This window comes from Polaribacter sp. Z022, from assembly GCF_023555495.1.
In the GTDB taxonomy this organism is placed as follows: Bacteria; Bacteroidota; Bacteroidia; order Flavobacteriales; family Flavobacteriaceae; genus Polaribacter.
This window is the reverse complement of sequence record NZ_JALCZO010000001.1, coordinates 72,591-97,871: the sequence shown is the minus strand read 5'-3', so window position 1 is coordinate 97,871 and position 25,281 is coordinate 72,591. Positions and strand designations below refer to the sequence as shown.

Genomic DNA, 25,281 nt, shown 5'->3' with positions numbered 1-25,281 from the left:
TTTTTAAAGACTAAAAGTAGCTCTTTGTAATCTATCGTTAATAGATTTCCCTAATCCATTATCTGGAAACCTTTCAGCAATAATTACATCTAAATTTAAATGATCTAACTCGTGTAAAGAATCATATAATTTAGAAGCAGCCTTTTGCATAGATTTTTCTTCTGATAAAATGATTTCTGTTAAAGAATCATTGTTTAAAGACTGATTAAATACCAAAACACCAATTTTTTTTCCTTGATGTTTTGTTACTTCTAGAGCAACATCATCAACTAAAAAAGTTTTAGTAGAAGGTGCATAATGTCTTGCTAACATTCCTGGAGCATCTGGACTGACTTCTTTTTTATTTTTGATTGAAATTTTACCAACAACAGCTTCAATATCTTCTAAAGCTAATGCACCTAATCTATAAATAATAGGTTCATCATTTTCAAAACCAATAATGGTAGATTCTATACCATTTGTACAAGAACCACCATCTAAAACCATTTTTATATCATCTTTAAAATAAGATTCTACATGTGTAGGTTTAGTAGGACTGATGCTTCCAAAAGGATTTGCACTTGGAGCTGCTAAAGGAAAAGGTAATTGTTTTAAAAGTTCTAAAGTTACCTTATGATTAGGAACACGTACAGCAACAGTATCTTTACCTGCAGTTATTAAATCTGGAATTTTAGAACTCTTTTTTAAGACCATAGTCATAGACCCAGGCCAAAAAGCATCTGCTAACAACTTTGCTTTTTTAGGAATATGTGTTACAATATTTTCTAAAGAACTAACAGAAGGAACATGCACAATTAGTGGGTTAAAAAAAGGTCTTTTTTTTGTAGAAAAAATACTTTTTATTGCTTTCTCGCTAAAAATATTTCCTGCTAAACCATAAACTGTTTCAGTAGGTATTGCTACCAATTGTTCATCAGTTAACAGTTGTATAGCTTTTTGTATGTCTTTAGAAATAATGCTCATAATTCGGATGCAAAATTACGGATAAAATTCAATTTTTATGCAAGTAAATAAAAAGAGAATATTTCTTACATTTTATAAATGTTTCAAATCACTAAAAAGAATTGTTTTTATAGCTAAAAGAATCAAAAAGGACATAGTTTATTGAAGTAGTTTTATGATTACCCATAAACTTTAAGTTTTCTAAACTATTATGAACTCTAAACTTAATATTGCTCTTAACCTGTGTTTGTAGTTCTTTTACCAAACTATTATTTATATACCATTTTACTAAATAAAGTCCGTTAACATCTATTAATTCCATTTTAAAGGTAGAATATTCATTTGTTTTTACAGAAAAATGACTTGAGTTTGATGGTGAAAATTGCGAAACACAATAAACAATAGCTTCATCATTTTTTAAATTTATTTTTTCTCTATCTAACTTTTGCCCAGAACCAATTTCGAAATCAAATTCGAATTCTTCTTTTTTATTATGATATAAAAATGCACCAATACTAACTTGGTCAAACAATTTAAATTTGGGTATAAAAATGCGCCATTCATAAATACCAGTTGTAAAGTTGTTTCTTTTAGTTCTTACTTTTACTCTGTCTTTAGAATTAGGTCTGGTGGTTATTTTTAGTTGCTTATTTTCTAAGGTGTAAGAAGCAGGACTTTTCCAAGAATTGTCTTCCCAATGTATATTAAAAGAGTTTAAATTTTCAAAATTTTCTACAAAAGGAGTTGTCTTTTTCATTAGTAAATTGTTTAGTGTAGAACAATTATAAAATGTAAAAAAAATAAACAAAAAAAGAGAAAGCCTTGTAATTCGTATTTGCATTTAACCTTTTATAAATCTATTATTCATCAAAACTTGCAGAAGGACAAAATAATAAGTCAATAGGATTGTCTATGTCATATAAATATTGAAATCCTCTAGATTCTTTCTTACAAAAAGGTTCTATCAACTTAATCATATTTGTAAAACCTTCTAAAGTTAAAACACAGAAAAAAGTTTCATTATCTTTTGTTAAAATTCCTTCATCAGTTTTAAATAAACCAAAAATTAAATTGCAATTTCTAGGAGTAATAAAGTCTACTTCTGCTAAGTTTAATTTTTGCTTTTTTATAATTACAGTATCAATCAATAAATCTCTAAATAATATTGCTTCTGTTTTATTAAAGTTATACAAACGAACAATGTTTTGTTCATGTCCGTCTATATTTTCAAGGTAATCTATTTCCATTTAAAAGTTTAATGTGCTTGTAACCAATTTTCTCCTATTCCCATTTCTACATCTAATGGAACACTCATTTTAAAAGCATTTTCCATTTCTTCTTTAATAATTGGTTTTATTGTTTCTAACTCGTCTTTATGAGCATCAAAAACCAATTCATCATGCACTTGCAATAACATTTTAGATGTAAAACCTTCTTTTTCAAAACGATTGTAAATGTTAATCATTGCTAATTTTATAATATCTGCAGCAGAACCTTGTATGGGTGCATTTACGGCATTTCTTTCTGCTCCAGATCTTACCATTGCATTTCTAGAATCGATGTCTTTTAAATATCTACGTCTGTTTAAAACCGTTTCTACATAACCATGTTCTCTAGCAAAATCTACTTGAGCAGACATGTATGCTTTTAATTTAGGATAGGTTTCATAATACGTTTCAATTAATTCTTTTGCTTCACTTCTAGATAAATCTGTTTGGTTACTTAAGCCAAAAGCAGAAACTCCATAAATAATTCCAAAATTAACTGTTTTTGCATTGCTACGTTGTTCACGAGTAACATCACTTAAAGGAACATTAAAAACTTTTGCAGCAGTAGAAGCATGAATATCTTCACCATTTTTAAAAGCTTCTATCATTGTTTCTTCTTCACTTAAAGCAGCAATAATTCTTAATTCAATTTGACTATAATCTGCAGCTAATAAAACATGATTTTCATCTCTAGGAACAAACGATTTTCTTACTTCTTTTCCACGTTCTGTTCTAATAGGAATGTTTTGTAAATTAGGATTGTTAGAACTCAATCTACCAGTAGCAGCAACAGCTTGAGCATACACTGTATGTATTCTTCCTGTTTTAGGATTTACCTCATTTGGCAATGCATCTACATAAGTACTTAGTAATTTTTTATACTGACGATATTCTTGAATATCTCTAATAATTTTATGGTCTTTTGCTAAGAAAGATAAAATGTCTTCGCTTGTTTTATATTGACCTGTTTTGGTTTTTTTAGGCTTATCAACTAGTTTCATGTTTTCAAATAAAACAATACCTAATTGTTTAGGTGAAGCAATATTAAACTCTTCTCCTGCTTGTTCGTAAATATCTTTTTCTAGTTGATGAATGTCTTCGGTTAATGCAATAGACAATTCTTTTAAGAAATCTGTATTTACATTTATACCTTCAATTTCCATAGCTGTTAAAACAGAAACCAAAGGCAATTCTATGGTGTTAAAAAGCTTGGTAAGATTTCCACTCTCTAATTCTTTAGTAAAATGTTCTTTTAATTGAAAAGTGATGTCTGCATCTTCTACTGCATATTCTGTTTGATCTGCAATAGGAACCACTCTCATAGAAAGTTGATTTTTCCCTTTTTTACCAATCAATTCTGTGATAGAAACAGGTTGATAATTTAAATACGTTTCTGCTAAAACATCCATATTATGACGCATATCTGCATTAATTAAATAATGTGCAATCATGGTATCAAACAATTTACCTTTTACAGGCATATTATAGTTTGATAAAACTTTGATGTCGTATTTTAAATTATGTCCAACTTTTTCGATATCAGATTCAAAAAATGGTCTAAATTCTTCTAAAATTGATGCTGTTTCATTTTGGTCTTCAGGAAAAGAAATATAATACCCTTTACCATTTTCCCAAGAAAAAGCAATACCAATTAATTCTACTTCTAAAGCTTTTAAACCTGTAGTTTCAGTATCAAAACAAACAGAGTTTTGTTGCATTAATTTCTTTAAAAATAATTTTCTAGATAAAGGAGTATCTATATGTTGATAAAAATGATTGGTATTTTTTATAGTTTTAAAACCCGATAAACTTTCTTCTTCAGAAACAGAACCAGTTCCTGGAGCAGCAAACAAATCGAATTGACCTTCTGTGTTTGAAGTTGCTTTTTTTGTTTGAGATTGAGATTTCTCGACTGCGTTTGAAGTGATAGCTTCTTTTTTATCAGTTGTAGTTTCTGTATTAAAAGTTCTTAAAAAGTTAGTCAATAAATTTCTAAACTCTAAATCGTTAAAAATTTCAGTTACTTTTTCTTTATCTGGTTGATCTAAGGTAAAATCATCAGCATCAAAAGTAACAGGAACATCAAGCATAATTGTTGCAAGTTGTTTAGAAAGCAAACCTAATTCTCCATTTGCTTCAATTTTTTCTTTCATTTTTCCTTTTAACTCATGTGTGTTGGCTAAAAGGTTTTCCATAGAACCATATGCAGCTAAAAACTTTTTTGCAGTTTTTTCTCCAACTCCAGGTAAACCAGGTATGTTGTCTGCAGAATCTCCCATCATTCCTAAAAAATCGATGACTTGTTCTGGAGTTTCTACTCCAAATTTTTCTTTTACTTCTGGTACACCCCAAATATCATAACCACCTCCAAAACGTGGTTTGTACATAAATATATTTTCAGAAACTAATTGAGCAAAATCTTTATCTGGTGTTACCATAAAAGTTTTATAGCCTTCTTTTTCTGCTTGTTTAGAAAGGGTTCCAATAACATCATCAGCTTCAAACCCTTCTTTTACCATAATTGGTATGTGCATTGCTTTTAAAATCTCATAAATATAGGGAACAGCTAATTTTATGGCTTCTGGTGTTGCATCTCTATTGGCTTTGTAAGCTTCAAACATTTCTACTCTGTCTACAGAGCCTCCTTTATCAAAACAAACTGCTAAATGATCTGGTCTTTCACGTTTTATAACATCTAATAAAGAGTTCATAAAACCCATTATTGCAGAGGTATCTAAACCTTTGCTGTTTATTCTTGGGTTTTTTATAAAAGCATAATATCCTCGAAAAATTAATGCATAAGCATCAACTAAAAAAAGTCTTTTTTGGTCTGACATTCTATTGATTCAGTGATTAAAGTGTTGAAAAATTGTAATCTAAAAAGATGTTTTAGATATTCGAGAAAGGTACAAAACTTTAACAAGACGTTAAAATCATATGATATTTAAACAGTTATCTTTGCTAACATTTTAAATTATTTTTATGCCACGTTGGGTTTTTCCTCTAATTATTTTAACTGTAATTATAACACTTGTAGAGATTTACACTTTTCAAGCTTTTAAAACAGTTTCTAAAAGTAAAATTGTTCGTTATTCTTTTTTGTTGGTAAGTATAGTTGTTTATATTAATTTTTTTATTACTGTTTTTACTTATTCTAGAAGTGATGGGCAAACACCACAGTTTCAAATGGCAATGGGTTTATTGCTAACAGTTTCTATACCTAAATTAGTAATTATTATTTTACTTTTTGGAGAAGATATTTATAGATGGATTTTAAAACTGATATCTGCAATTTCTAACAATGAAACAAAGCCACTAGCAGGTAGAAGAAAATTTATTTCACAAATTGCATTAGGGTTGGCAGCAATACCCTTTGCATCTTTTATTTACGGAATTATTCAAGGTAAATACAACTACAAAGTTTTAAAATATCAATTAAGTTTTAAAGACTTGCCAGATGCTTTTGATGGTTATACAATTACCCAAATTTCAGACATACATTCTGGTAGTTTTACCAATAAAGAGAAAATACAATATGGTGTAGATTTAATTAACGAACAAAAATCTGACTTAATGTTATTTACTGGTGATATTGTAAATAATAAAGCTGATGAAATGGATAATTGGATTGATGTTTTTGCTCAATTAGAAGCTAAAGAAGGAAAATATTCTGTTCTTGGTAATCATGATTATGGAGATTATATGGACTGGAGCAACAAACAAGAAAAAATAGATAATTTTAAAGCAGTAAAAGATATTCATAAAAAAATAGGATTCGATTTATTGTTAGATGAACATCGCTATTTAGAAAAAGGCGGACAAAAAATAGCCCTTGTTGGTGTAGAAAATTGGGGTAGAGGTTTTAAAGAAAAAGGCGATTTAGAAAAAGCGTCTAAAGAAATTAAAAAAGAAGATTTTAAAATATTAATGTCTCACGACCCAAGTCATTGGGAACATAAAGTAAAACAAGACGAATTTAATTACCATTTAACTCTAAGTGGTCATACACATGGTTTACAAATGGGAATTGAAATTCCTGGTTGGATAAAATGGAGCCCTTCTAAATTTGTATACAAACAATGGGCAGGTTTGTATGAAGAGTATGGTAGATACATAAATGTAAACAGAGGTTTTGGGTATCATGCTTTTCCTGGTAGAGTTGGTATTTGGCCAGAAATAACGGTTATAGAACTTAAAAAAGGTTGATAATCAGCACGTTTGCTTAGTTTTGTTTATATTTGTTACAAATAAAATAAAATTTAACGTTTTTCCCCCTTAAAAAACTTTATAAAATGGCAAAATTTGGCGACTTAATTAATGTTGAAAAACCAGTGCTTATCGATTTTTATTTTGATTATAACGATTTAGAAAAAACCGTTCATACTTTAAGAGATGTTACTGTAGCTTTAGGAGATAAAGCAAAAGTAATTAAGATAGATATTAAAAAGAACGAAATTCTTGCAGAAGCTCTTCGTGTAAAAGGTAATCCAACCTTTATGATTTATAAAAATGGTGAAATGAAATGGCGTCAAACAGGTTTTCAAGATGCACACACTTTAATTAACTTAGTGCAACAGTACGTTTAATTTTTTAGAAGCTTTATCCTGCTCTCACTACTCGCTTTTTTGTTTTACTAAAAAATGTAAAACAAAAAGAGCTCAAACAAATAGTTCCATCAGGGCTAAACTTGTTTGCAAATTATTGGTTGTTTCAAATAACTAAGTAAGTATTAAATAGCTTTAAAAATAAAACCTTTTTCAGAAAATTCTTTTAGAACAATTGGTAAAGCATATTGCATTTTTTCTGCAGCTTTAATACTATCATGAAAAACAATGATGCTTCCTTTAGTTGTGTTTTTTAAAACGTTTTGCAAGCATTTTTCTTTAGAAATAGTAGTATCAAAATCTGCTGATAAAACATCCCACATAATAATTTTATATTTTTTTTCTAATAATTTCTTAGCTTGATTTTTTTTAATTTTTCCATAAGGAGGTCTAAAGAGTTTAAATTGTTGAGATTTCTTAACTTCACTCAAAATAATATTCTCACACTCTAAAACATTTTCAATATAATTTTTAGAATTTGTTTTCCATCCTTTTAAATGGTTTTGTGTATGGTTTCCTATAGAATGACCTTCAGAAACAATTTTATCAAAAATATCAGGATGATTTTTTATGTTTTTTCCAATACAAAAAAAAGTAGCTTTTGCATTGTACTTTTTTAACTCATCTAATACAAATTCAGTAATTTCTGGAGTTGGTCCATCATCAAAAGTTAAAAATATTTCTTTTTTATTAGATGGAAAACGCCACGTATATTTTGAGAAAATTCTCATCATAAGACGTGGCGTTCTGGGGAAATAAGTTTTCATTACAATTAACTATTCTTCACTTGGTATTAAATGACTAAATAGTTTTACAGTATTTACAAATTCTGTTTGTAAGTTTTCTAAATATTCTTTGTCAACTTCTCCTTCTTGAGCTTGTGTAACAATATTTCTGTACATATATAATGTAGTGTCTATGTCTTCAAAAATAAGTTCTACATCGTTTGTATCAAATGTACTTAACCAAATTAACTTTTCTGTTAAAAGTGTAACTAATGTTTTGGTTGTTTCTCTAGCTTTTAAGGTATTGTTTAGCCTATAGTATGCTTCAGGATAGCCAATAGATAAACTATAATGATCAAAGTCTTTTATAGGCATTTTTTCTAAAGATAAATCTAAAACTTCTATTGCTTTAAGAGTATCTCCTTTTTTAGCAAAAGTTTCAGACAAACGTAGCAATGCATTTCGCATAGAAATAGTGTTTCTTTTAGTTTGTTCGTCTAAATAAATTTTACCATCGTTAATGTTTCTCCAATTCCATTTTTGAATATTAGTGTACATTTTTTCTGGATCAATTCGCCCCATATCAAACAAGCTCTTTTTAGCCATTGGGGTTTTAATTGGTACCAATTTATAAGATAAACCATCTAATTGTAAGTAATCTTTTAACCAAAGGTATTCTTCATCTGCATTTGCACCTCCAGTAAAGTAAATAGGTCTTTCCCAATCATTATTGGCAAGAATATCTAACATTAAAATTCTATTTTTAAATAGTGCTCTGTCATCAATTTCTATATCAATATAGGGTACAATTTTATCTGCATCTTTTTGAGCTACAATTCCGTTTTCTAAAACTTTTTGCTTGTTAACAGGAATTCTGATTTTATTGGTAGGATAAAATTTTTCTTTAGAATCGTTTTCTGTTTCAACATACGTTACATCACTATCAGAAGCTATCCATCTCATAAAGTTTTTTATGGTCATTATAGAGTCTTTAAAACGAGGATGATCTAGAGAATATGCAACATCTAAGGTTCCGTATTTATATTGGTCATGTACTAGTTGAGAAGGAATAGGAGGTGCATCATAAGTTGCACGTTTCATTTGATCTATATACCAATCAGTAGCAAAAAGAGATGTATTTACTAATTTTACATCGGTTCTAATACCTTCTACTTCTTGCATGTACCAAAGAGGAAAAGTATCATTATCTCCAATAGTAAACATTATTGCGTTTTTATCGCAACTTTCTAAATAAGCTTGTGCATTTAAATGAGTTGTATATCTGTTAGAACGATCATGATCATCCCAATTTTCTGAAGCCATTAAAGAAGGTACAGCTACAAAACAAACAAATGTTATTGCAATAGCCATTGCTTTTTTAGGTCCAAAATTCTTTAGATACTCATACAAAGCAAGTACACCAAAACCAATCCATATAGCAAAAATGTAAAAACTTCCTACAACAGCATAATCTCTTTCTCTAGGTTCAAAAGGTCTAGGGTTTGTGTAAAAAATAATTGCTGCACCAGTAAATAGGAAAAATAATAATAGTGTATAAAAATTTTCTTTGTCCCATTTTATTTGAAATAATAAACCAATAATACCTAGTATTAATGGTAAAAAGTAATATTTATTTCTTCCTTTATTATCTAAAACCTGAGATGGTAAACTTTTTTGAGAACCCAATCTAATTTCATCAAGAGCATCAATTCCGCTAATCCAGTTTCCATTAAAAAGGTCTAAATTTCCTTGAATATCATTTTGTCTTCCAACAAAGTTCCACATAAAATAACGACCATACATATAACCAAACTGAAAACTCATCATAAACTTTATGTTTTCTGCAAATGTTGGTCTACGTTTACTGTTTTGTGGTATTCCTGCAATTTGTTTGTACATTTTTTCTGATGCAGAATTTACCATTCTTGGTATAAAACCTTTGTGTTTATCAGACCAATTAGGTACAACACCTTTGTAGTTATTTACAATTTCGTATTTACCATTTCTTTTTTCATACTTTGGTTTGTCATCTTTATAAGGTTTATTAGCATCTTGTTCTCTTTGATAAGAATTAGAGTAATAAGTATCATAAAAAACGTTAGCATCACCATATTGTTCACGCTCATAATATGCTAATAATTCACGTGCACTAGATGGGTCGTTTTCATTAATTGTAGTGTTTGCATTTGCTCTAATTGGTAACATCATCCAAGATGAAAAACCAATCATAATAAACATAACAGATAAAATTAATGTGTTTGTATGAATTTTATTTTTCTTACGAGTATAGTTAAGTCCGAAATAAAATAAAGCAACCAGAATAAGTGCAGCAATGATACTTCCAGAGTTATATGGCATTCCAATAGAATTGATAAAAAACAATTCTGATGCACTAAAGAATTTTAATGTAAATGGAAATAAAAATTTAAATACAAACATTAAAACGATTACAGATACTACAGATGCAATTGCTGTAGTTTTTAGATTTATTTCTTTATAAGTTCTAAAGAAATACAACATTACAATTGCTGGAATTACTAATAAAGATAAGATGTGTACACCAAATGATAAACCAACTACAAAACTAATTAAGATTAACCACTTATTACCTCTTGCTGTATGTATTTCGCTTTCCCATTTTAAGCCTAACCAAAATAACAAAGCCATTAAAAAAGATGACATTGCATATACTTCTCCTTCTACAGCACTAAACCAAAAACTATCAGAAAATGTGTAAGATAAAGAGCCTATAATAGAACTTCCTAGAATAGCAATGTATTTACCTTCTGAAATTTCGCCAGTTTTTAATGCTAATTTTTTTGCTAAATTAGTAATGGTCCAAAACATAAATAGAATTGTAAACGCACTAGCTAATGCAGACATGAAGTTTACCATTTTAGCAATTTGATCTAAACTAGATGTAAACATTGCAAAAAATGCTCCTAACATTTGAAATAATGGTGCTCCAGGTGGGTGTCCAACCTCTAGTTTAACAGAGGTAGAAATATATTCTCCACAATCCCAAGCACTTACTGTAGGTTCTAATGTTAAAGAATAAGTAATTAAAGCAATGGCAAATGTAACCCATCCTAAGATGATATTCCATTTATTAAAGTTTGCTGACGTCATAGTTAATAAATAATGTGTGGCGAATTTACTAATAAATATGAATAAAAATAGTTGTGATAGGCATTTAAAAACAATAATATCATCTTAAAACTTTGTTAAAGGTAAAAATTATCAAAAAAAGTTTGCAAGTTTAAAACTTTGCATTAAATTTGCATCCGCTAAGAAGCATTGGCCTATGGTGTAATTGGCAACACACCGGTTTTTGGTACCGACATTCAAGGTTCGAGTCCTTGTAGGCCAACAAAAGCAACTTCAAAATCCTTTCAAACGCTAAGTTTGAAAGGATTTGTTTTTTTTTAGCACCCTTATGTGTACCCGCAACTATATTTTTTAAGTAAATAATATAACTCTGAAGTTTGTTATATATATAAAATATACTATTTAAAATCAATATTTGAAGTATCTACTTGATAAAAAAAATAAAGTCATTTTCACTTGATGGTATGAAAGTCAAATAGGGTTTTATTTTTTTGGTACTTTTCCAGTCTTTATTCATCTAATCAAAGATTGTCTTTATTATTTCAAATTTTATCAGCATCTGTATGAAATACAATTTTAGAGTTTACCCTTTTTTTATTTATGAGATAAATTTAAAAAGTTATTTAGAAATTAACTTAATAGCTTCTTTAGTATTTTTTTGAGGGAGCTTACAAGTGCCTAAATTGCAAACGTAGATAAAAGTTTCACCTTCTATAAACTTATTTTGTAATAAGGGTATATTAGAGTTCTCTTTTTCTGAACCAGCTATAATTATATTTGGAATATAATAGTCTAAAAGTTCATTTTTAATAGTGTTTACATCATTTCCAGAAATAGCAATTTCAAAGTAAGGCCTTGTGTAATTTACCATTAACTGCAACCAATTACTATAACCAGAAGGAGTTTCTAAAGCATCATTTTTAAGGTTTTTAAGCATTTGATAAGCTATTTCTTTATAGTTAGAATCTGTATAATAAAGATCTAGTTTAAATAAGGTATTTGCTAAAATGGAGTTAGGTGAAGCAATTACTTCATCTACTACTTTTATAGATTTGGATATTAAAATATTGTCTTTATGAGAGGTAAAATAGAACATGTTGTTGTCTTTGTTTAAGAAATTAACAATAGTTAAATCCATCAAACTTTTAGCATGTTTTAGCCATTTCTCATCAAAAGTTACTTCATAAAGACTCATAAAAGATTCAATTACAATTGCATAATCTTCAGAATATGCATTTATTGAGCTTTTATTATTTTTATAATTTCGATAAAGACTACCATCTTTTTGAAGCTGATTGTCTAAAATAAAATTCGCGTTTTTTAAGGCTACATTTAAATAGCTTTCATCTTTAAGGGCTTTGTAAGCATCTACATATCCTTTAAGCATTAAGCCATTCCAAGAGGTTAATACTTTGTCATCTAAATTTGGTTTATTTTTATTTTTTCTAGCTTTTCTAAGTGTAGTTTTCCAGTTTTTTACATTAGTTAAAAGAGTTTCTAAACTTATATTGTGCTTTTTAGAAAATTCCTTATTAGAGGTATTTCTAATTAAAACGTATCTGTCTTTTTCCCACAAACCAAATTCGTTAATATTATAATAATCTTTAAAAAGAGCATAATTTTCAGTAATTAAACTCTTTAATTCGTTTTCAGACCAATAATAATAGGCACCTTCTTCTAATTCATTTTTAATATTTTTACTATCTGCATCTAAAGAAGAAAAGAAAGCTCCATTTTCTGCAGTTAATTCATTTTTTACAAAATTTAATGTTTCTTTTATAATAGTTTTATAGAGTTCGTTTTTGTTTTTTTGATATGCTTTAGAGTATAAACTTACCAATTGAGCATTATCATAAAGCATTTTTTCAAAATGTGGAATGTGCCATTTTTTGTCAGTAGAATATCTTGAAAAGCCTCCATTTATATGATCGTAAATACCACCATAAGCCATTTTTGTTAAGGTATTTGTTACATGATTCATTACTGATTCATCTTCAAATTGATGACTATATCTTAATAAAAATTCTAAAGAGTTTGGAGATGGGAATTTTATTTCTCCTTTAGCTCCACCATAAGAAAGGTCAAAGTCTTTTTGCCATTTTTTTATACTATTTTTTATATCAATATCATTAAAGTTAACCTCGTCTTCGTTTAATTTAATCAATCCAGATTGTTGAATTCCATCTGTAAGTTTATCAGCAAATTCAATTGCTTTCTTTGGATTTTCTTTATAAAGTTTAGAAATGTCGTTTAAGATTTTTTTCCATTGATTTTTGGTAAAATAAGTGCCACCAAATATTGGTTTACCATTGGGCAGGGTAATACAATTAAGTGGCCAACCACCTTTACCAGTCATTAATTGCACTGCATTCATATAAATATTATCTACATCTGGTCTTTCTTCTCTATCAACTTTTATGTTTATAAAGTTTTCATTCATTATTTTAGCAATACTGTCGTTTTCAAAACTTTCTTCCTCCATTACATGGCACCAATGACATGCAGAATAACCAATAGAAACAATTATTAATTTGTTTTCTTTTAGTGCAGTATTTAATGTCTTTTCATTCCAAGCTTTCCAATTAACTGGATTTTTAGCATGTTGTAGTAAGTAAGGACTTGTTTCTAATGAAAGTTCATTTCCAATAGTTGCAACTTTATTTTTTGAGCAAGAAATAAAAAGAAAAAGGCTTAACAGTAAATTAAAAATTAGTTGTTTCATTTTTTTGTTTAAAACCGAAATGTAATAATATTATTTTTATATCTTATTGTATGCTAATAATAAAACACTCGCTTACATTATTTGTTTTAGAGTTTGCTCGTTTTTTGTTATTCATCAATTTAGTATTTCTGTAAATTTAATTCTTTCTTAATTGTTCTTAACTCAGAATTTAATTTTTAATTTCTCAAAACAAAATAGAAGGTAAGTTATAAAAATGAAATAAGGTAAACATTAGTTTTAATTACTTAGAAATTAGTGAAAACAATCAAGATAAACCTTTTTTAAATTTCAAATTTATTCACAACATATCAATAAAATAGATTTCTTAGTCACAAATAACAAGAAGAAAATTCTTAATACAATGAGATTAGATACAAAGTTTTATTGGAAATTTAATTATTGGCTAGAGATGCAGAAGTTGTATGGTATTTTGGTGATAATAGACTCAAAATGATTGGGCAAGATGGGATTATAAACCTTTGGTATTAATAAAGAAACTGGAAGTCTTATATGTTTAGATTTTAAATACCCAGTTAAAAACAAAAAATCCCAACAAATCTATTGTTAGGATTTTTAAATTTATAATTTGACTTAGTTTACTTCAATAAAAAAGCTTTTAAATCTTCATAAGAACTTGCTTTAATAGCTACTTTAGTGTTGTTCATTACTTTTTGAATTTGAGCTGGAATTTCAACTGTAACTGGTAAAGTTTCTTCTACTACATCTAAAAACTTTACAGGATGTGCAGTTTCTAAAAAGATTCCATATTCGTTATCTTGTAAACCGTGTTTTTGTAATCCTAAATAACCAACTGCTCCATGAGGATCTGAAACATAACCAGAATTAGCATAAATATCTTTCATAGTTTTACGAGTAGCATCATCAGAAAAACTGTAAGAAGAAAATGCACTTTTAAGCGCTTTTAAATCATTGTTAAACAATTCTTGAATTCTGATAAAGTTACTTGGGTTACCAACATCCATAGCATTAGAAATTGTTGCTTTAGATGGTTTAGGATTGTAAACTCCGTCTTTTAAATAATTAGGAACTGTATCATTTACGTTTGTTGAAGCAACAAAATGTTTAATTGGTAAACCTAATTTTTGAGCCATGATTCCTGCACAAATATTTCCGAAATTTCCACTAGGTACAGAAACTACTAAGTCTTTATTTTTCTTTTGTAATTCTTTGTAAGCAAAGAAAAAGTAAAACATTTGAGGTAACCAACGTGCAACATTAATTGAGTTTGCTGAGGTTAATGTTCTTGTAATTTCTTTATCTAAGAAAGCAGTTTTTACCATTTCTTGACAATCGTCAAAAACACCATCTACTTCTAAAGCTGTAATATTTTGCCCTAATGTTGTTAATTGTTTTTCTTGAATATCACTTACTTTTCCTGAAGGATATAAAATAACAACATTTACTCCTTTTGCACCTAAAAATCCGTTAGCAACAGCACCACCAGTATCTCCAGAAGTTGCAACTAATACTGTAACTTCTTCTTTATTACCTTGGTTAAAGTATTCTAAACACTTTGCCATAAACTTTGCGCCAACATCTTTAAAAGCCATGGTTGGTCCATGAAACAATTCTAAAGAACCAATATTGTCATCAACAGGAACAACAGGAAAATCGAAAGAAACCGTTTCTGCAATAATTTCTTGTAATTTATCTGTAGGAATTTCATTACCAACAAATTGTTTAATTACTTCAAAAGCAATTTCGTGATTTGAATAATTACCAATATTTTCAATAAAATCTTTTGATAAAGGTGTAATAGATTCTGGAAAATACAAACCTCTGTCTGGTGCAATTCCGTTTACAACTGCATTTTTAAAAGTTGATATTGGCGATTTATGATTTAAACTATAGTAGTTCATTTTTTAAAGTTTTGAGTTTTAAATTTTGAGTTCTGAGTTGTGTTTTAACTAACAACTAAGCACTAAAAACTAATAACTATTTAATATTTTCATTCCATTAGGATTCACTTTAGAAATAAACATTTCAAAGTCAATGCCTGTATTTTTATAACTTTCTTGTATGCTTTTGTAAACATCTTCTGCAATAGCATCACCTTTACAAAGCGCAAAAATTGTTGGTCCAGAACCACTAATTCCTGCACCTAAAGCTCCTGCATTTAAAGCAGCTTTTTTTACATCATCAAAATGAGGAATTAACGTTTTACGAACAGGTTCTACAATAATATCTACTAAAGAATTGCTGATTAGTTCGTAATTATCTGCATATAAACCAGCTATTAATCCTCCAACATTTGCCCATTGAGTTACAGCGTCTTTTAAAGCTATTTCAGTAGGTAAAACATCTCTTGCATCTTTTGTTTTTACTTCTATTTGTGGATGAATTGCTACAACTCGTAATTCGTTAGGAACAGGTAATTTTATAATTTCTAAAGGATTGTAACTTCTTACCAAAACAAATCCACCATAAATGGCTGCAGAAACATTATCTGCAATTGGAGTTCCACAAGCAACTTCTTCTCCAAACATTGCAAATTTTGTCAACTCTAATTCAGAGTATATGTTTCCTAAAAGTTGATTTGCGCCAAAAGCAGCACCAGCAGCACTTGCAGCAGAACTACCTAATCCACTTCCTGGAGAAAACCCTTTGTGTATTGTTAATTCAATTCCAAAATCTGCATTTGCTTCAATCAACATCTTTTTAACTACAGCACTTGCAGCATTTTTATCTACATCATAAGTTAAATTTGCACCAGTAATATTTGTAATTTTTACTCCTTTTTCTGCTGTTTTTGTAAATGTCATTTCATCACCAACAGCATCAACAGCAAAACCTAGAGAATCAAAACCACAAGAAACATTGGCAACAGTTGCAGGAGCAAATATTTTTAGATATTTCATAGTTCTATTGATTTCCAATTCTAATTACATCTGCAAAAATACCAGAAGCAGTTACATCTGCACCAGCACCAGCACCTTTTATTAATAATGGGTTTTCTGGATACCTGTCTGTAAAGAATAAAACAATATTATCACTTCCTTCTAAATTGTAAAAAGGATGATCAGAAGGGATGTGTTGTAAACCTACATTTGCTTTCCCATCAATAAATTCTGCTACATATTTTAAACGACAATTTTTGTCATTTGCCTCTTTAAAAATTTGTTGAAAATGAGCTTCGTTCTTTGTTAAAGAAGCATAAAAGTCATCATTATTGTCAGTTTTTAAGCTTTCTTCAGTTAAAAAAGAATTGTTTGCAATATCTTCCAATTCCATTTTGTAACCACTTTCTCTTGCAAGAATTAAAATTTTTCTTGCTACATCAACACCACTTAAATCAATTTTTGGATCTGGTTCTGTATATCCTTCTTTTTGAGCAGCAGCAACAACATCATGAAAAGTTGAATTTTCATCAAAATTATTGAATACAAAGTTTAAACTTCCAGATAATACAGCTTGAATTTTATGAACTCTATCACCAGAACTGATTAGGTTTTTAAGTGTATCTATAATTGGTAAACCTGCACCAACATTAGTTTCAAATAAGAAAGATGCATTGTATTTTCTAGAAACTTCTTTTAAAGTTTTATAGTTATCAAAATTAGATGCACAAGCAATTTTATTACAAGTAACCACAGAAATACTTTCTCTTAAATAAGATTCATATACTTCAGAAACTGCTTGATTTGCTGTATTATCAACAAAAACACTATTAATTAAGTTGCTTTCTTTTACTTTAATATGGAAACTCTCTAAAGTTGCAGGCTCTCCGTTTTCTAAACTTTCTTTCCAGTTTTCTAAATCAATTCCATTGGTATCAAAATGCATTTTTCTAGAATTAGCAATACCAACTACTTTAATATTAAGTTTTAGATTTTCTTTTAAAAATTCTTTTTGTTGATTAATCTGTGCTAAAAAGCGTTCTCCAACATTACCAACACCAGTAACAAATAAGTTTAATTGCTTTGTTTTTTCTTCAAAAAACTGTTCGTGCAAAGTATTTAAAGCTTTGTCAGCATCATATTTGTTAATTACTGCAGATATGTTTTTTTCTGATGAACCTTGTGCAATTGCTCTTACATTAACATTGTTTCTACCTAAAGCAGCAAACATTTGTCCGCTTAAACCTTGGTAGTTTTTCATGCTTTCTCCAACCACAGCAATAATTGCCAAATCGTTTTCTACAATTACTGGTTTTATTTTTTTCTTGTCTATTTCTATGCTAAATACATCATCTAAAAGCTCTTTTGCTTTTGCAGCGTCATTTTCAAAAACACCCACACAAATTGAATGTTCTGATGATGCTTGTGTAATAAACACAACATTTATTTTTGCAACAGAAAGCGTTTCGAACAAACGTTTAGAAAACCCAGGAATTCCAATCATTCCACCACCTTCTAATGTTATTAAACTAATGTCTTCTATATGAGAAATTCCTTTAACTTCATTTCCGTTATTTGGGTCATTAGAAATTAAAGTTCCAAAGTTTTCTGGTTCAAAAGTATTTTTAATTCTAATAGGAATGTTTTTTCTTAATGAAGGTTGAATTGTTGGTGGGTATAAAACTTTTGCACCAAAGTGTGATAATTCCATTGCTTCTTCATAAGAAATTTCAGAGATAGGAAAAGCTTGCTTAACAACTCTAGGGTTTGCTGTAAACATTCCACTTACGTCTGTATAAATCAATAATTCATCAGCATCTACTGCAGCAGCATAAATAGATGCAGAAAAATCAGAACCACCTCTACCTAAAGTTGTAGTTTCTCCTGCAATATTAGAAGAAATAAACCCACCTAAAAGTGTAACTTGATGTTTGTTTTCTTCGAAAAAAGAAACAATATTTTTGTTAGTAACATCAAAGTTTACTTGTCCGTTTAAAAAGTTATCATTTGTAATAATTAAATCTCTGCTTTCTTTGTGAGTAGCGTCCATTAATTCTTTTGCAGCATTTGCAATTACAAAAGAAGAAAGTCTTTCTCCAAAACTAGAAACTTTTGCTAAAGTTTTGTCAGATAATTCTTGTAACAAGAAAATACCTTCATAAATAGCTTGCAATCTTTCAAACAAATAAGTTATTTCTTCAGAAACTTCTTTTTTATTTTTAATAACTAAATCATCAATTACAGTAAAATGTAATTCTTTAATTTTTGCTAAAATATCTTTTGAAGTAGTTATATCTTCTAAAGCTTCTTCTGCAGCAGCTAAAAGATTATTGGTTGTTTTGCCAAAAGCAGAAACTACTACTGCAACTTTTTGGTTTTTAGAAGCTTCCTTAACTATTGCTAAGACTTTTTTTATGTTTTCTGTGTTTGCGACAGATGAACCGCCAAATTTTAATACTTTCATTTTTAATGAATAGTTTGTGTAATTTAATATTTTATTGAGTTTGTTTCTGTATTATACGAAACAATATATGACCTATGGTGATATGAATATAGTAGAACCCCTAAAGGGTAATTGTTGTAGATGTGCGAATAATTGTGCGCATAGAAATACAAACCACGTTTGTAGTTTTTGTAGATTTAATATGTGTATTAGATAAATTCACAAGGCAAAAATAATAGTATTATTTAATTTTAAGCCTTTCTATAGAGATTATTTCGTGATTTTAACTGATTTATGCAGTATTGTTAAAATTTACTCGCTTCAAATATTGTTTTGCTATTATTTTGCAAGTTGATTTGTTTTTTCTTTAATTATTAAAGCAATAGGTTTGTTTTGAATTTTGCTTTCTAACCAAGATAAAATATCTAAATATAAAAAGGCTCTTTTTTCATAAGGATGATTTTCGAAAACCTTTAATTTAGTGTGAATTTTTTTGAATTCGTTTTTAATTTCATGTGGAAAAACATCGCTTAAATCTCTAATAGATTCTAAAAACACTTTTTGAACTTCTTGTAAATTTTCCATTTTAAGTAAAAATTTATAAGTGTCTAAAAATTGTCTTTCAAGGTCGTAATCTAATCCACATTCATAATGAGCAATTAAATTTAAAATACGAGCAAAACATTGTAAATCTTCTGCAGTACTTATGTTTTTAGAGCGTATTATTTTTTGTAAATAGGCAATACATAGCTTGTTTTTACCCATTCCAAAATACAAGCAAGCAATTTTATAATATAATAAAACTACGTAATGATTGTCTAACCTGTTTTTGTATTTTTCTATTTTACTGTTTATAATTTCTACTAAATATTCTCCTTTTTCAAAAGAACCTTCTAAAAAGTGTAAATGCAATTTGTTAGAATAAAAATATAAGAAGATTAATAACTCTGTATTTGTATTCATTGGAATTGATTTTTCATCAATTTCAGTTTCAAAATGAGTTAGTTCTTTTTTAAATGTAGAAACTTTTTTCACCAAAAAAGAGGCTTCTAATAAGTAGTTTTTAGATTTTAAATAAAATACAGGATGTAAATTTATTAACTTTTGATTGTCAAATAAGTTTACACATTTTAAAGCATATTTATAACTCGATAAAAAATCTTGTACTAAAAAACTATGCCATAAATGAGCTTTAAATAACCATAATTTTTCTCTAAAGCCTAAAGTTTGATAGTCGTATTTAGGCATCCTATCATTAAAGTATTTATCTACAAACTTTAGTTCATCACTATTTTTTACATACCCATTTTGAATTAAATGACTATATAATTGTAAAGACAAATTAGAAAGTTTACTTGCAATTACGTTTTGCTGACTTAATTCTTTAGCTTGAATAGAAAGTTGGTCAGCTCTGTTGCTTAAACTTCTAGTTATATATTGAGTTTCAATTACTTTTTCAAGTTCTACAATTTCATAAGCAATGTTTTTTTCTTCATTATCTAAAGCCATATTTTTGGCTTTTTCCAACAATTTTAAACTTTGTTTGTAAAGTCCTTTTTGATATAAAACAGTTGCAAAATCTAATTGTTCTCTAATTTGAATACGAACATTTTTATGTGCAGGGTTTAAACGAAGACTTATTAATATTTGTTTGTAAAGGTGTGCTTTTAAATTAGAAAGTTGTTGTTTAGAAACAATACCACTTCCTATAATAATCTTCTCATCATAACTTTTTAATCGTTCTAAAAACTTAAAAAGAGAGAAGAATTTGGCATCAATATTCCCTCCTAATCTACCTACATATAAGTTAAATTGTCTCTTTTCTGATTTAGTTAAAGACTTAATTAAAACAAAAAGAGCATCATTTTGATGATTGGCTGATGTAATGCTTTTACTCATAAAAAATTGATATTCAAATATTTAAGTTTTCTTAAATGATATTAGAAATCGTATGAATTGGTAAAAATAACTATTTATTTTAATCTCTATATATACATTTGATTATTAATTAAGATAATCTTTACAGAAATTATGCAAGATAACAAGGTACAAATTTTTGACACAACATTGAGAGATGGAGAACAGGTTCCTGGATGTAAGTTAGATACTAAACAAAAATTAGTAATTGCAGAAAGATTAGACTTATTGGGTGTAAATGTAATAGAAGCAGGTTTTCCTGTATCTAGCCCTGGAGATTTTAATTCGGTAACTCAAATCTCAAAAATTGTTAAAAATGCTACAGTTTGTGGTTTAACTAGAGCTGTAGAAAACGATATAAAAGTAGCTGCAGAAGCTTTAAAATACGCAAAGCATCCTAGAATTCATACAGGTATTGGTACTAGTGATTCTCATATTCAATTTAAATTCAATTCTTCTAGAGAAGCAGTTATAGAAAGAGCAGTTAAAGCAGTTTCTTATGCAAAGTCTTTTGTAGAAGATGTAGAGTTTTATGCAGAAGATGCAGGAAGAACAGATAATGAATACTTAGCAAGAGTTTGTGAAGAAGTTATTAAAGCTGGTGCTACAGTGTTAAATATTCCTGATACAACAGGTTACTGTTTGCCAGAAGAATATGGAGCAAAAATGAAATATTTACGTGAAAACGTAAAAGGGATAGATAATGTAATTCTTTCTTGTCACTGTCATAACGATTTAGGAATGGCAACTGCAAACTCAATTTCAGGAGTTATTAATGGAGCACGTCAAATAGAGTGTACAATTAATGGTATTGGAGAAAGAGCAGGAAATACAGCTTTAGAAGAGGTTGTTATGGTTTTAAAACAACATCCGTATTTAAATTTAGAAACAAGCATCAATACAAAACTATTGTATGATACAAGTATAATGGTTCGTGAAAGCATGGGAATGCCAGTACAACCAAATAAAGCAATTGTAGGTGCAAATGCATTTGCACACAGTTCTGGTATTCATCAAGATGGAGTTATTAAAAACAGAGAAACATATGAAATTATGGATCCTGAAGATGTTGGTGTTACAGAAAGTGCAATTGTTTTAACTGCAAGAAGTGGTAGAGCAGCCTTAGCTTATAGAGCAAAAAAGATAGGTTATGAGCTTACAAAAGTACAATTAGATGTTGCTTATACTGCTTTTTTAGAAACAGCAGATAAGCAAAAAGAAGTTAAAGACGAGGATATTCATAATATTATGAAAGAAGTCAGTAAAACATCAAAAATTGCTACAGCATAAAAATATTTAAAGTTAACTTTGTCTTCTTAGGTAGTTGTGAATTTTAAGTCAACTATTAATTGAATCAACTACCTTAGATTACAGAATAAATTTAAGATATAATACAAATGAAATATACAATTGCAGTAATTCCTGGAGATGGTATTGGGCCAGAAGTAACTACTCAAGCTAAAAAAGCTTTAGAAGCTGTAGCTGAAGTATATGATCATATTTTTTTGTATAAAGAAGCTCAAATGGGAGCTTGTGCAATTGATGCAACTGGAGATCCTTTACCAAAAGAAACTATTGAAATATGTAGAAATGCAGATGCAATTTTATTTGGCGCAATTGGAGATGCAAAATATGACAATGACCCAACATTAAGAATAAGACCAGAACAAGGTCTTTTAAATCTAAGAAAAGAGTTAGATTTATTTTGTAATGTTAGGCCAATTAAAGCATATCCTAAACTATTAAAAAATTCTCCACTTAAAAAAGAAATTATTTCTGGTACAGATATCGCAATTTTTAGAGAGTTAACTGGCGGTATTTATTTTGGAAGAAAAGAAATAAGTAAAGATGGTAAACAAGCCTATGATGCTTGTGCTTATTCTGTAGATGAAATAACCAGAGTTACACATCTTGCTTTTGAGGCTGCTCAAATACGAAAGAAAAAAGTTACCCTTGTAGATAAAGCAAACGTTTTAGAAACTTCTCGTTTATGGAGAAAAACCGTTGTTGAAATTGCAAAGCAATATAAAGATGTAGAATTAGAAGTTTTGTTAATAGATAATGCAGCAATGCAAATTGTTTTAAATCCAAAACAGTTTGATGTTATCTTAACAGAAAACCTTTTAGGAGATGTAATGTCAGATGTAGCTTGTGCTATTGGAGGTTCAATAGGAGTGTTAGCTTCTAGCTCAATAGGAGAAAAAAATGCAATGTTTGAGCCAATTCATGGTTCTTATCATCAAGCAAAAGGTAAAGACATAGCAAATCCTTTGGCTTCAATTTTATCTGCAGCAATGATGTTAGAGCATTTAGGTTTGTTAGATGAAGCAGATGCAATACATAGAGCAGTAGAAAAATCTTTAGATCTAGGGTTAACAACAAAAGATTTAAAAGGAGTTGGGCAGTACTCTGCATCTACTTCTAAAGTAGGAGATTTTATTGCAGATTATATTCAAAATCAAGAAGATAGTAGTATGAATTTCAAGAATATTTATATGGGACAAAGTACTATTATTTAATTTTTTTAGAAGCTATTTCCAGCTTTCATTACTCGCTTTTATTGCTTTAAAAAACTCAAAAAAACATTTCAAACCTAGGGAATTCTATGACTCAAAAGAAATATAAAAGAGGGGTTAATCTGAGCTAACTTTGTTTGTAGATTTTCATAAAAAAATAAAAATAGTTGCTTTTCTAAATAAAAATTCACAATATTTGAACAATGAAAAAACAATTTGTAAATATAATTTCTATTATCATAGTCAACGTAATAATTACGTCTTGATAAGGAAGTGATATTTATAATATAATTTTAAATAGAACCTTCTTGTAAAATGGAAGGTTTTTTTATGGATTTATTTTAATACTTGAATGTCATAAATAAAAACAATTAAATAATTGATAATAAGATGTTTATGTTGTTTTTTTAACACCTGAATTTAAAGAATAGTATTGAGTATTATTTAATAAAAATAGAGAAACATAGTAATTTAGTCAACAAATTGAACAGAACATTAAATGAAACTTAACAAACACAGTAGCAGATTAACACAAGATGAATCTCAACCAGCATCACAAGCAATGTTGTATGCAGTAGGTTTAACTGATGAAGACATGCAGAAAGCGCAAGTAGGAATTGCGAGTACTGGTTATGATGGTAACCCATGTAATATGCATTTAAATAATTTGGCTGCAGAGGTCAAGGTAGAAAGCAAAATTGCAGGTTTAGTCGGTTTAGGTTTTAATACAATTGGAGTTTCAGATGGTATTTCTATGGGAACTTCTGGTATGAATTATTCTTTAGCATCTAGAGATATAATTGCAGATTCTATAGAAACTGTAATGAACGCTCAAAGTTATGATGCATTAGTTTCTGTAGTAGGTTGTGATAAAAACATGCCAGGAGCTGTAATTGCAATGTTACGTTTAAATCGTCCTTCTATAATGATGTATGGAGGAACAATTGCTTCTGGAAATTACAAAGGAAGAAAATTAAATATTGTTTCTGCTTTTGAAGCTTTAGGGCAAAAAGTAGCAGGAGAAATAGAAGAAGACGAATATAGAGAAATAATAAAAAGAGCAATTCCAGGAGCAGGAGCTTGTGGAGGAATGTATACTGCAAACACAATGGCATCTGCTATTGAGTGTATGGGTTTTGCATTGCCTTATAATTCATCTATTCCAGCAGAAAATCCAAATAAATTGTCTGAAGCAGAAAGAACTGCTTTGGCAATTAAAAATTTATTAGAATTGGATTTAAAACCTTTAGATATTATTTCTAAAAAATCTTTAGAAAACGCTATTGCACTAGTTAATGCATTGGGTGGTTCTACAAATGCTGTGTTGCACTTTTTAGCAATTGCACATGCTGCAGATATTGAGTTTACTTTAGAAGATTTTCAAAGAGTTTCAGATAGAACACCTTTAATTGCAGATTTAAAACCATCTGGTAAATACTTAATGGAAGATGTTCATGGAGTTGGTGGTACACCAGCAATTATGAAATATTTATTAGAAAATGGATATTTACATGGAGATTGTATGACTGTTACAGGTAAAACATTGGCTGAAAATTTAGCAGATGTTGAAGCTATGGAATTTGAAGAACAAGATGTAATCTTTCCTGCAGATAAAGCATTAAAATCTTCGGGTAACTTGCAAATTTTATATGGTAACCTTGCAGAAGAAGGTGCTGTAGCAAAAATATCTGGAAATGAAGGTTTATTGTTTGAAGGAAAAGCAGTTGTTTATGATGGTGAACAAGCAGCAAATACAGGTATTTCTAATGGAGAAGTAGAAAAAGGAGATGTAGTCGTCATTAGGTATGTTGGGCCTAAAGGAGGACCAGGTATGCCAGAAATGTTAAAACCAACTTCACTAATTATGGGAGCAGGTTTAGGAAAATCTGTAGCTTTAATTACAGATGGTCGTTTCTCTGGAGGTACACATGGTTTTGTGGTCGGACATATTACTCCAGAAGCACAATCAGGAGGAACCATTGGTATTCTTGAAACTGGAGATAAAATTAGAATTAGTGCAGAAGACAATTCTATAAATGTTTTAATTTCTGAAGAAGAATTAGCTGCAAGAAAAGCTAATTGGACTGCACCAGCTTTAAAACATAATAAAGGAATTTTATATAAATACGCAAAATCAGTAGCATCAGCATCTAAAGGATGTGTAACTGATGCTTAATA

The 25,281-nt window shown here is 28.9% G+C and carries 16 protein-coding genes and 1 tRNA gene; 6 read left to right on the top strand and 11 right to left on the bottom strand.

All coding sequences use genetic code 11. The features are described from left to right. Positions 1-3: 3 nt before the first annotated feature. The 4 genes from MPF13_RS00420 to polA all read right to left on the bottom strand — a co-directional run bounded on the left by MPF13_RS00420 (position 4) and on the right by polA (position 5,047). Positions 4-963, bottom strand: coding sequence for an L-threonylcarbamoyladenylate synthase (locus MPF13_RS00420; RefSeq protein WP_249980247.1), 960 nt, complete (start codon positions 961-963; stop codon positions 4-6). A 91-nt stretch (positions 964-1,054) separates the two neighbouring features. Further along, positions 1,055-1,699 carry a hypothetical protein gene (locus MPF13_RS00415; protein ID WP_249980246.1) on the bottom strand — a complete coding sequence of 215 codons (645 nt, stop codon included), beginning with the start codon at positions 1,697-1,699 and terminating at the stop codon, positions 1,055-1,057. A 103-nt stretch (positions 1,700-1,802) separates the two neighbouring features. Beyond that, complete coding sequence (locus tag MPF13_RS00410; protein ID WP_249980245.1) at positions 1,803-2,189, bottom strand: hypothetical protein; 387 nt, start codon at positions 2,187-2,189, stop codon at positions 1,803-1,805. 8 nt (positions 2,190-2,197) lie between these two features. Next, the gene (polA, locus tag MPF13_RS00405; RefSeq protein WP_249980244.1) at positions 2,198-5,047 is read right to left on the bottom strand and encodes a DNA polymerase I; all 2,850 of its coding nucleotides are present in this window, start codon (positions 5,045-5,047) and stop codon (positions 2,198-2,200) included. A 145-nt stretch (positions 5,048-5,192) separates the two neighbouring features. Between polA and MPF13_RS00400 the strand changes: the two genes are divergently transcribed. Beyond that, positions 5,193-6,416 (top strand): metallophosphoesterase, encoded by a 1,224-nt coding sequence (locus MPF13_RS00400; RefSeq protein ID WP_249980243.1) that lies wholly within the window; start codon positions 5,193-5,195, stop codon positions 6,414-6,416. 86 nt (positions 6,417-6,502) lie between these two features. After that, positions 6,503-6,796, top strand: a complete 294-nt coding sequence (locus tag MPF13_RS00395) for a thioredoxin family protein (RefSeq protein ID WP_249980242.1) — start codon at positions 6,503-6,505, stop codon at positions 6,794-6,796. Between the two features lie 143 nt (positions 6,797-6,939). Here MPF13_RS00395 and MPF13_RS00390 read toward each other — a convergent pair whose 3' ends face one another. Both MPF13_RS00390 and MPF13_RS00385 read right to left on the bottom strand, forming a co-directional pair. Continuing rightward, entirely contained in the window at positions 6,940-7,548 is a 609-nt protein-coding gene (locus MPF13_RS00390; protein ID WP_502924022.1) for a polysaccharide deacetylase family protein, read from the bottom strand. Positions 7,549-7,590: 42 nt separating this feature from the next. Next, positions 7,591-10,668: a glycosyltransferase family 117 protein gene (locus MPF13_RS00385; protein ID WP_249980241.1), complete on the bottom strand. Its 3,078-nt coding sequence runs from the start codon at positions 10,666-10,668 to the stop codon at positions 7,591-7,593. Between the two features lie 169 nt (positions 10,669-10,837). Here MPF13_RS00385 and MPF13_RS00380 point away from each other — a divergent pair. Next, a tRNA-Gln gene (locus MPF13_RS00380) sits at positions 10,838-10,909 on the top strand. Between the two features lie 357 nt (positions 10,910-11,266). Here the strand turns inward: MPF13_RS00380 and MPF13_RS00375 are convergent. The 5 genes from MPF13_RS00375 to MPF13_RS00355 all read right to left on the bottom strand — a co-directional run bounded on the left by MPF13_RS00375 (position 11,267) and on the right by MPF13_RS00355 (position 20,569). After that, positions 11,267-13,369, bottom strand: a complete 2,103-nt coding sequence (locus MPF13_RS00375; RefSeq protein WP_249980240.1) for a thioredoxin domain-containing protein — start codon at positions 13,367-13,369, stop codon at positions 11,267-11,269. Positions 13,370-13,965: 596 nt separating this feature from the next. Beyond that, on the bottom strand, positions 13,966-15,249 hold the full coding sequence (gene thrC, locus MPF13_RS00370; RefSeq protein WP_249980239.1) for a threonine synthase: 1,284 nt from the start codon (positions 15,247-15,249) through the stop codon (positions 13,966-13,968). 69 nt (positions 15,250-15,318) lie between these two features. Continuing rightward, entirely contained in the window at positions 15,319-16,248 is a 930-nt protein-coding gene (locus MPF13_RS00365) for a homoserine kinase (RefSeq protein WP_249980238.1), read from the bottom strand. Between the two features lie 4 nt (positions 16,249-16,252). After that, positions 16,253-18,691: a bifunctional aspartate kinase/homoserine dehydrogenase I gene (thrA, locus tag MPF13_RS00360; protein WP_249980237.1), complete on the bottom strand. Its 2,439-nt coding sequence runs from the start codon at positions 18,689-18,691 to the stop codon at positions 16,253-16,255. Between the two features lie 318 nt (positions 18,692-19,009). Then, complete coding sequence (locus MPF13_RS00355) at positions 19,010-20,569, bottom strand: hypothetical protein (protein ID WP_249980236.1); 1,560 nt, start codon at positions 20,567-20,569, stop codon at positions 19,010-19,012. Positions 20,570-20,701: 132 nt separating this feature from the next. Here MPF13_RS00355 and MPF13_RS00350 point away from each other — a divergent pair, with 132 nt between their 5' ends. The 3 genes from MPF13_RS00350 (at position 20,702) to ilvD (ending at position 25,279) form a co-directional block, all read left to right on the top strand. Next, positions 20,702-21,877 carry a 2-isopropylmalate synthase gene (locus tag MPF13_RS00350; RefSeq protein WP_249980235.1) on the top strand — a complete coding sequence of 392 codons (1,176 nt, stop codon included), beginning with the start codon at positions 20,702-20,704 and terminating at the stop codon, positions 21,875-21,877. Between the two features lie 107 nt (positions 21,878-21,984). Next, positions 21,985-23,106: a 3-isopropylmalate dehydrogenase gene (leuB, locus tag MPF13_RS00345; RefSeq protein ID WP_249980234.1), complete on the top strand. Its 1,122-nt coding sequence runs from the start codon at positions 21,985-21,987 to the stop codon at positions 23,104-23,106. 496 nt (positions 23,107-23,602) lie between these two features. Then, entirely contained in the window at positions 23,603-25,279 is a 1,677-nt protein-coding gene (gene ilvD, locus MPF13_RS00340) for a dihydroxy-acid dehydratase (protein ID WP_249980233.1), read from the top strand. The last annotated feature ends 2 nt before the right edge of the window (positions 25,280-25,281 follow it).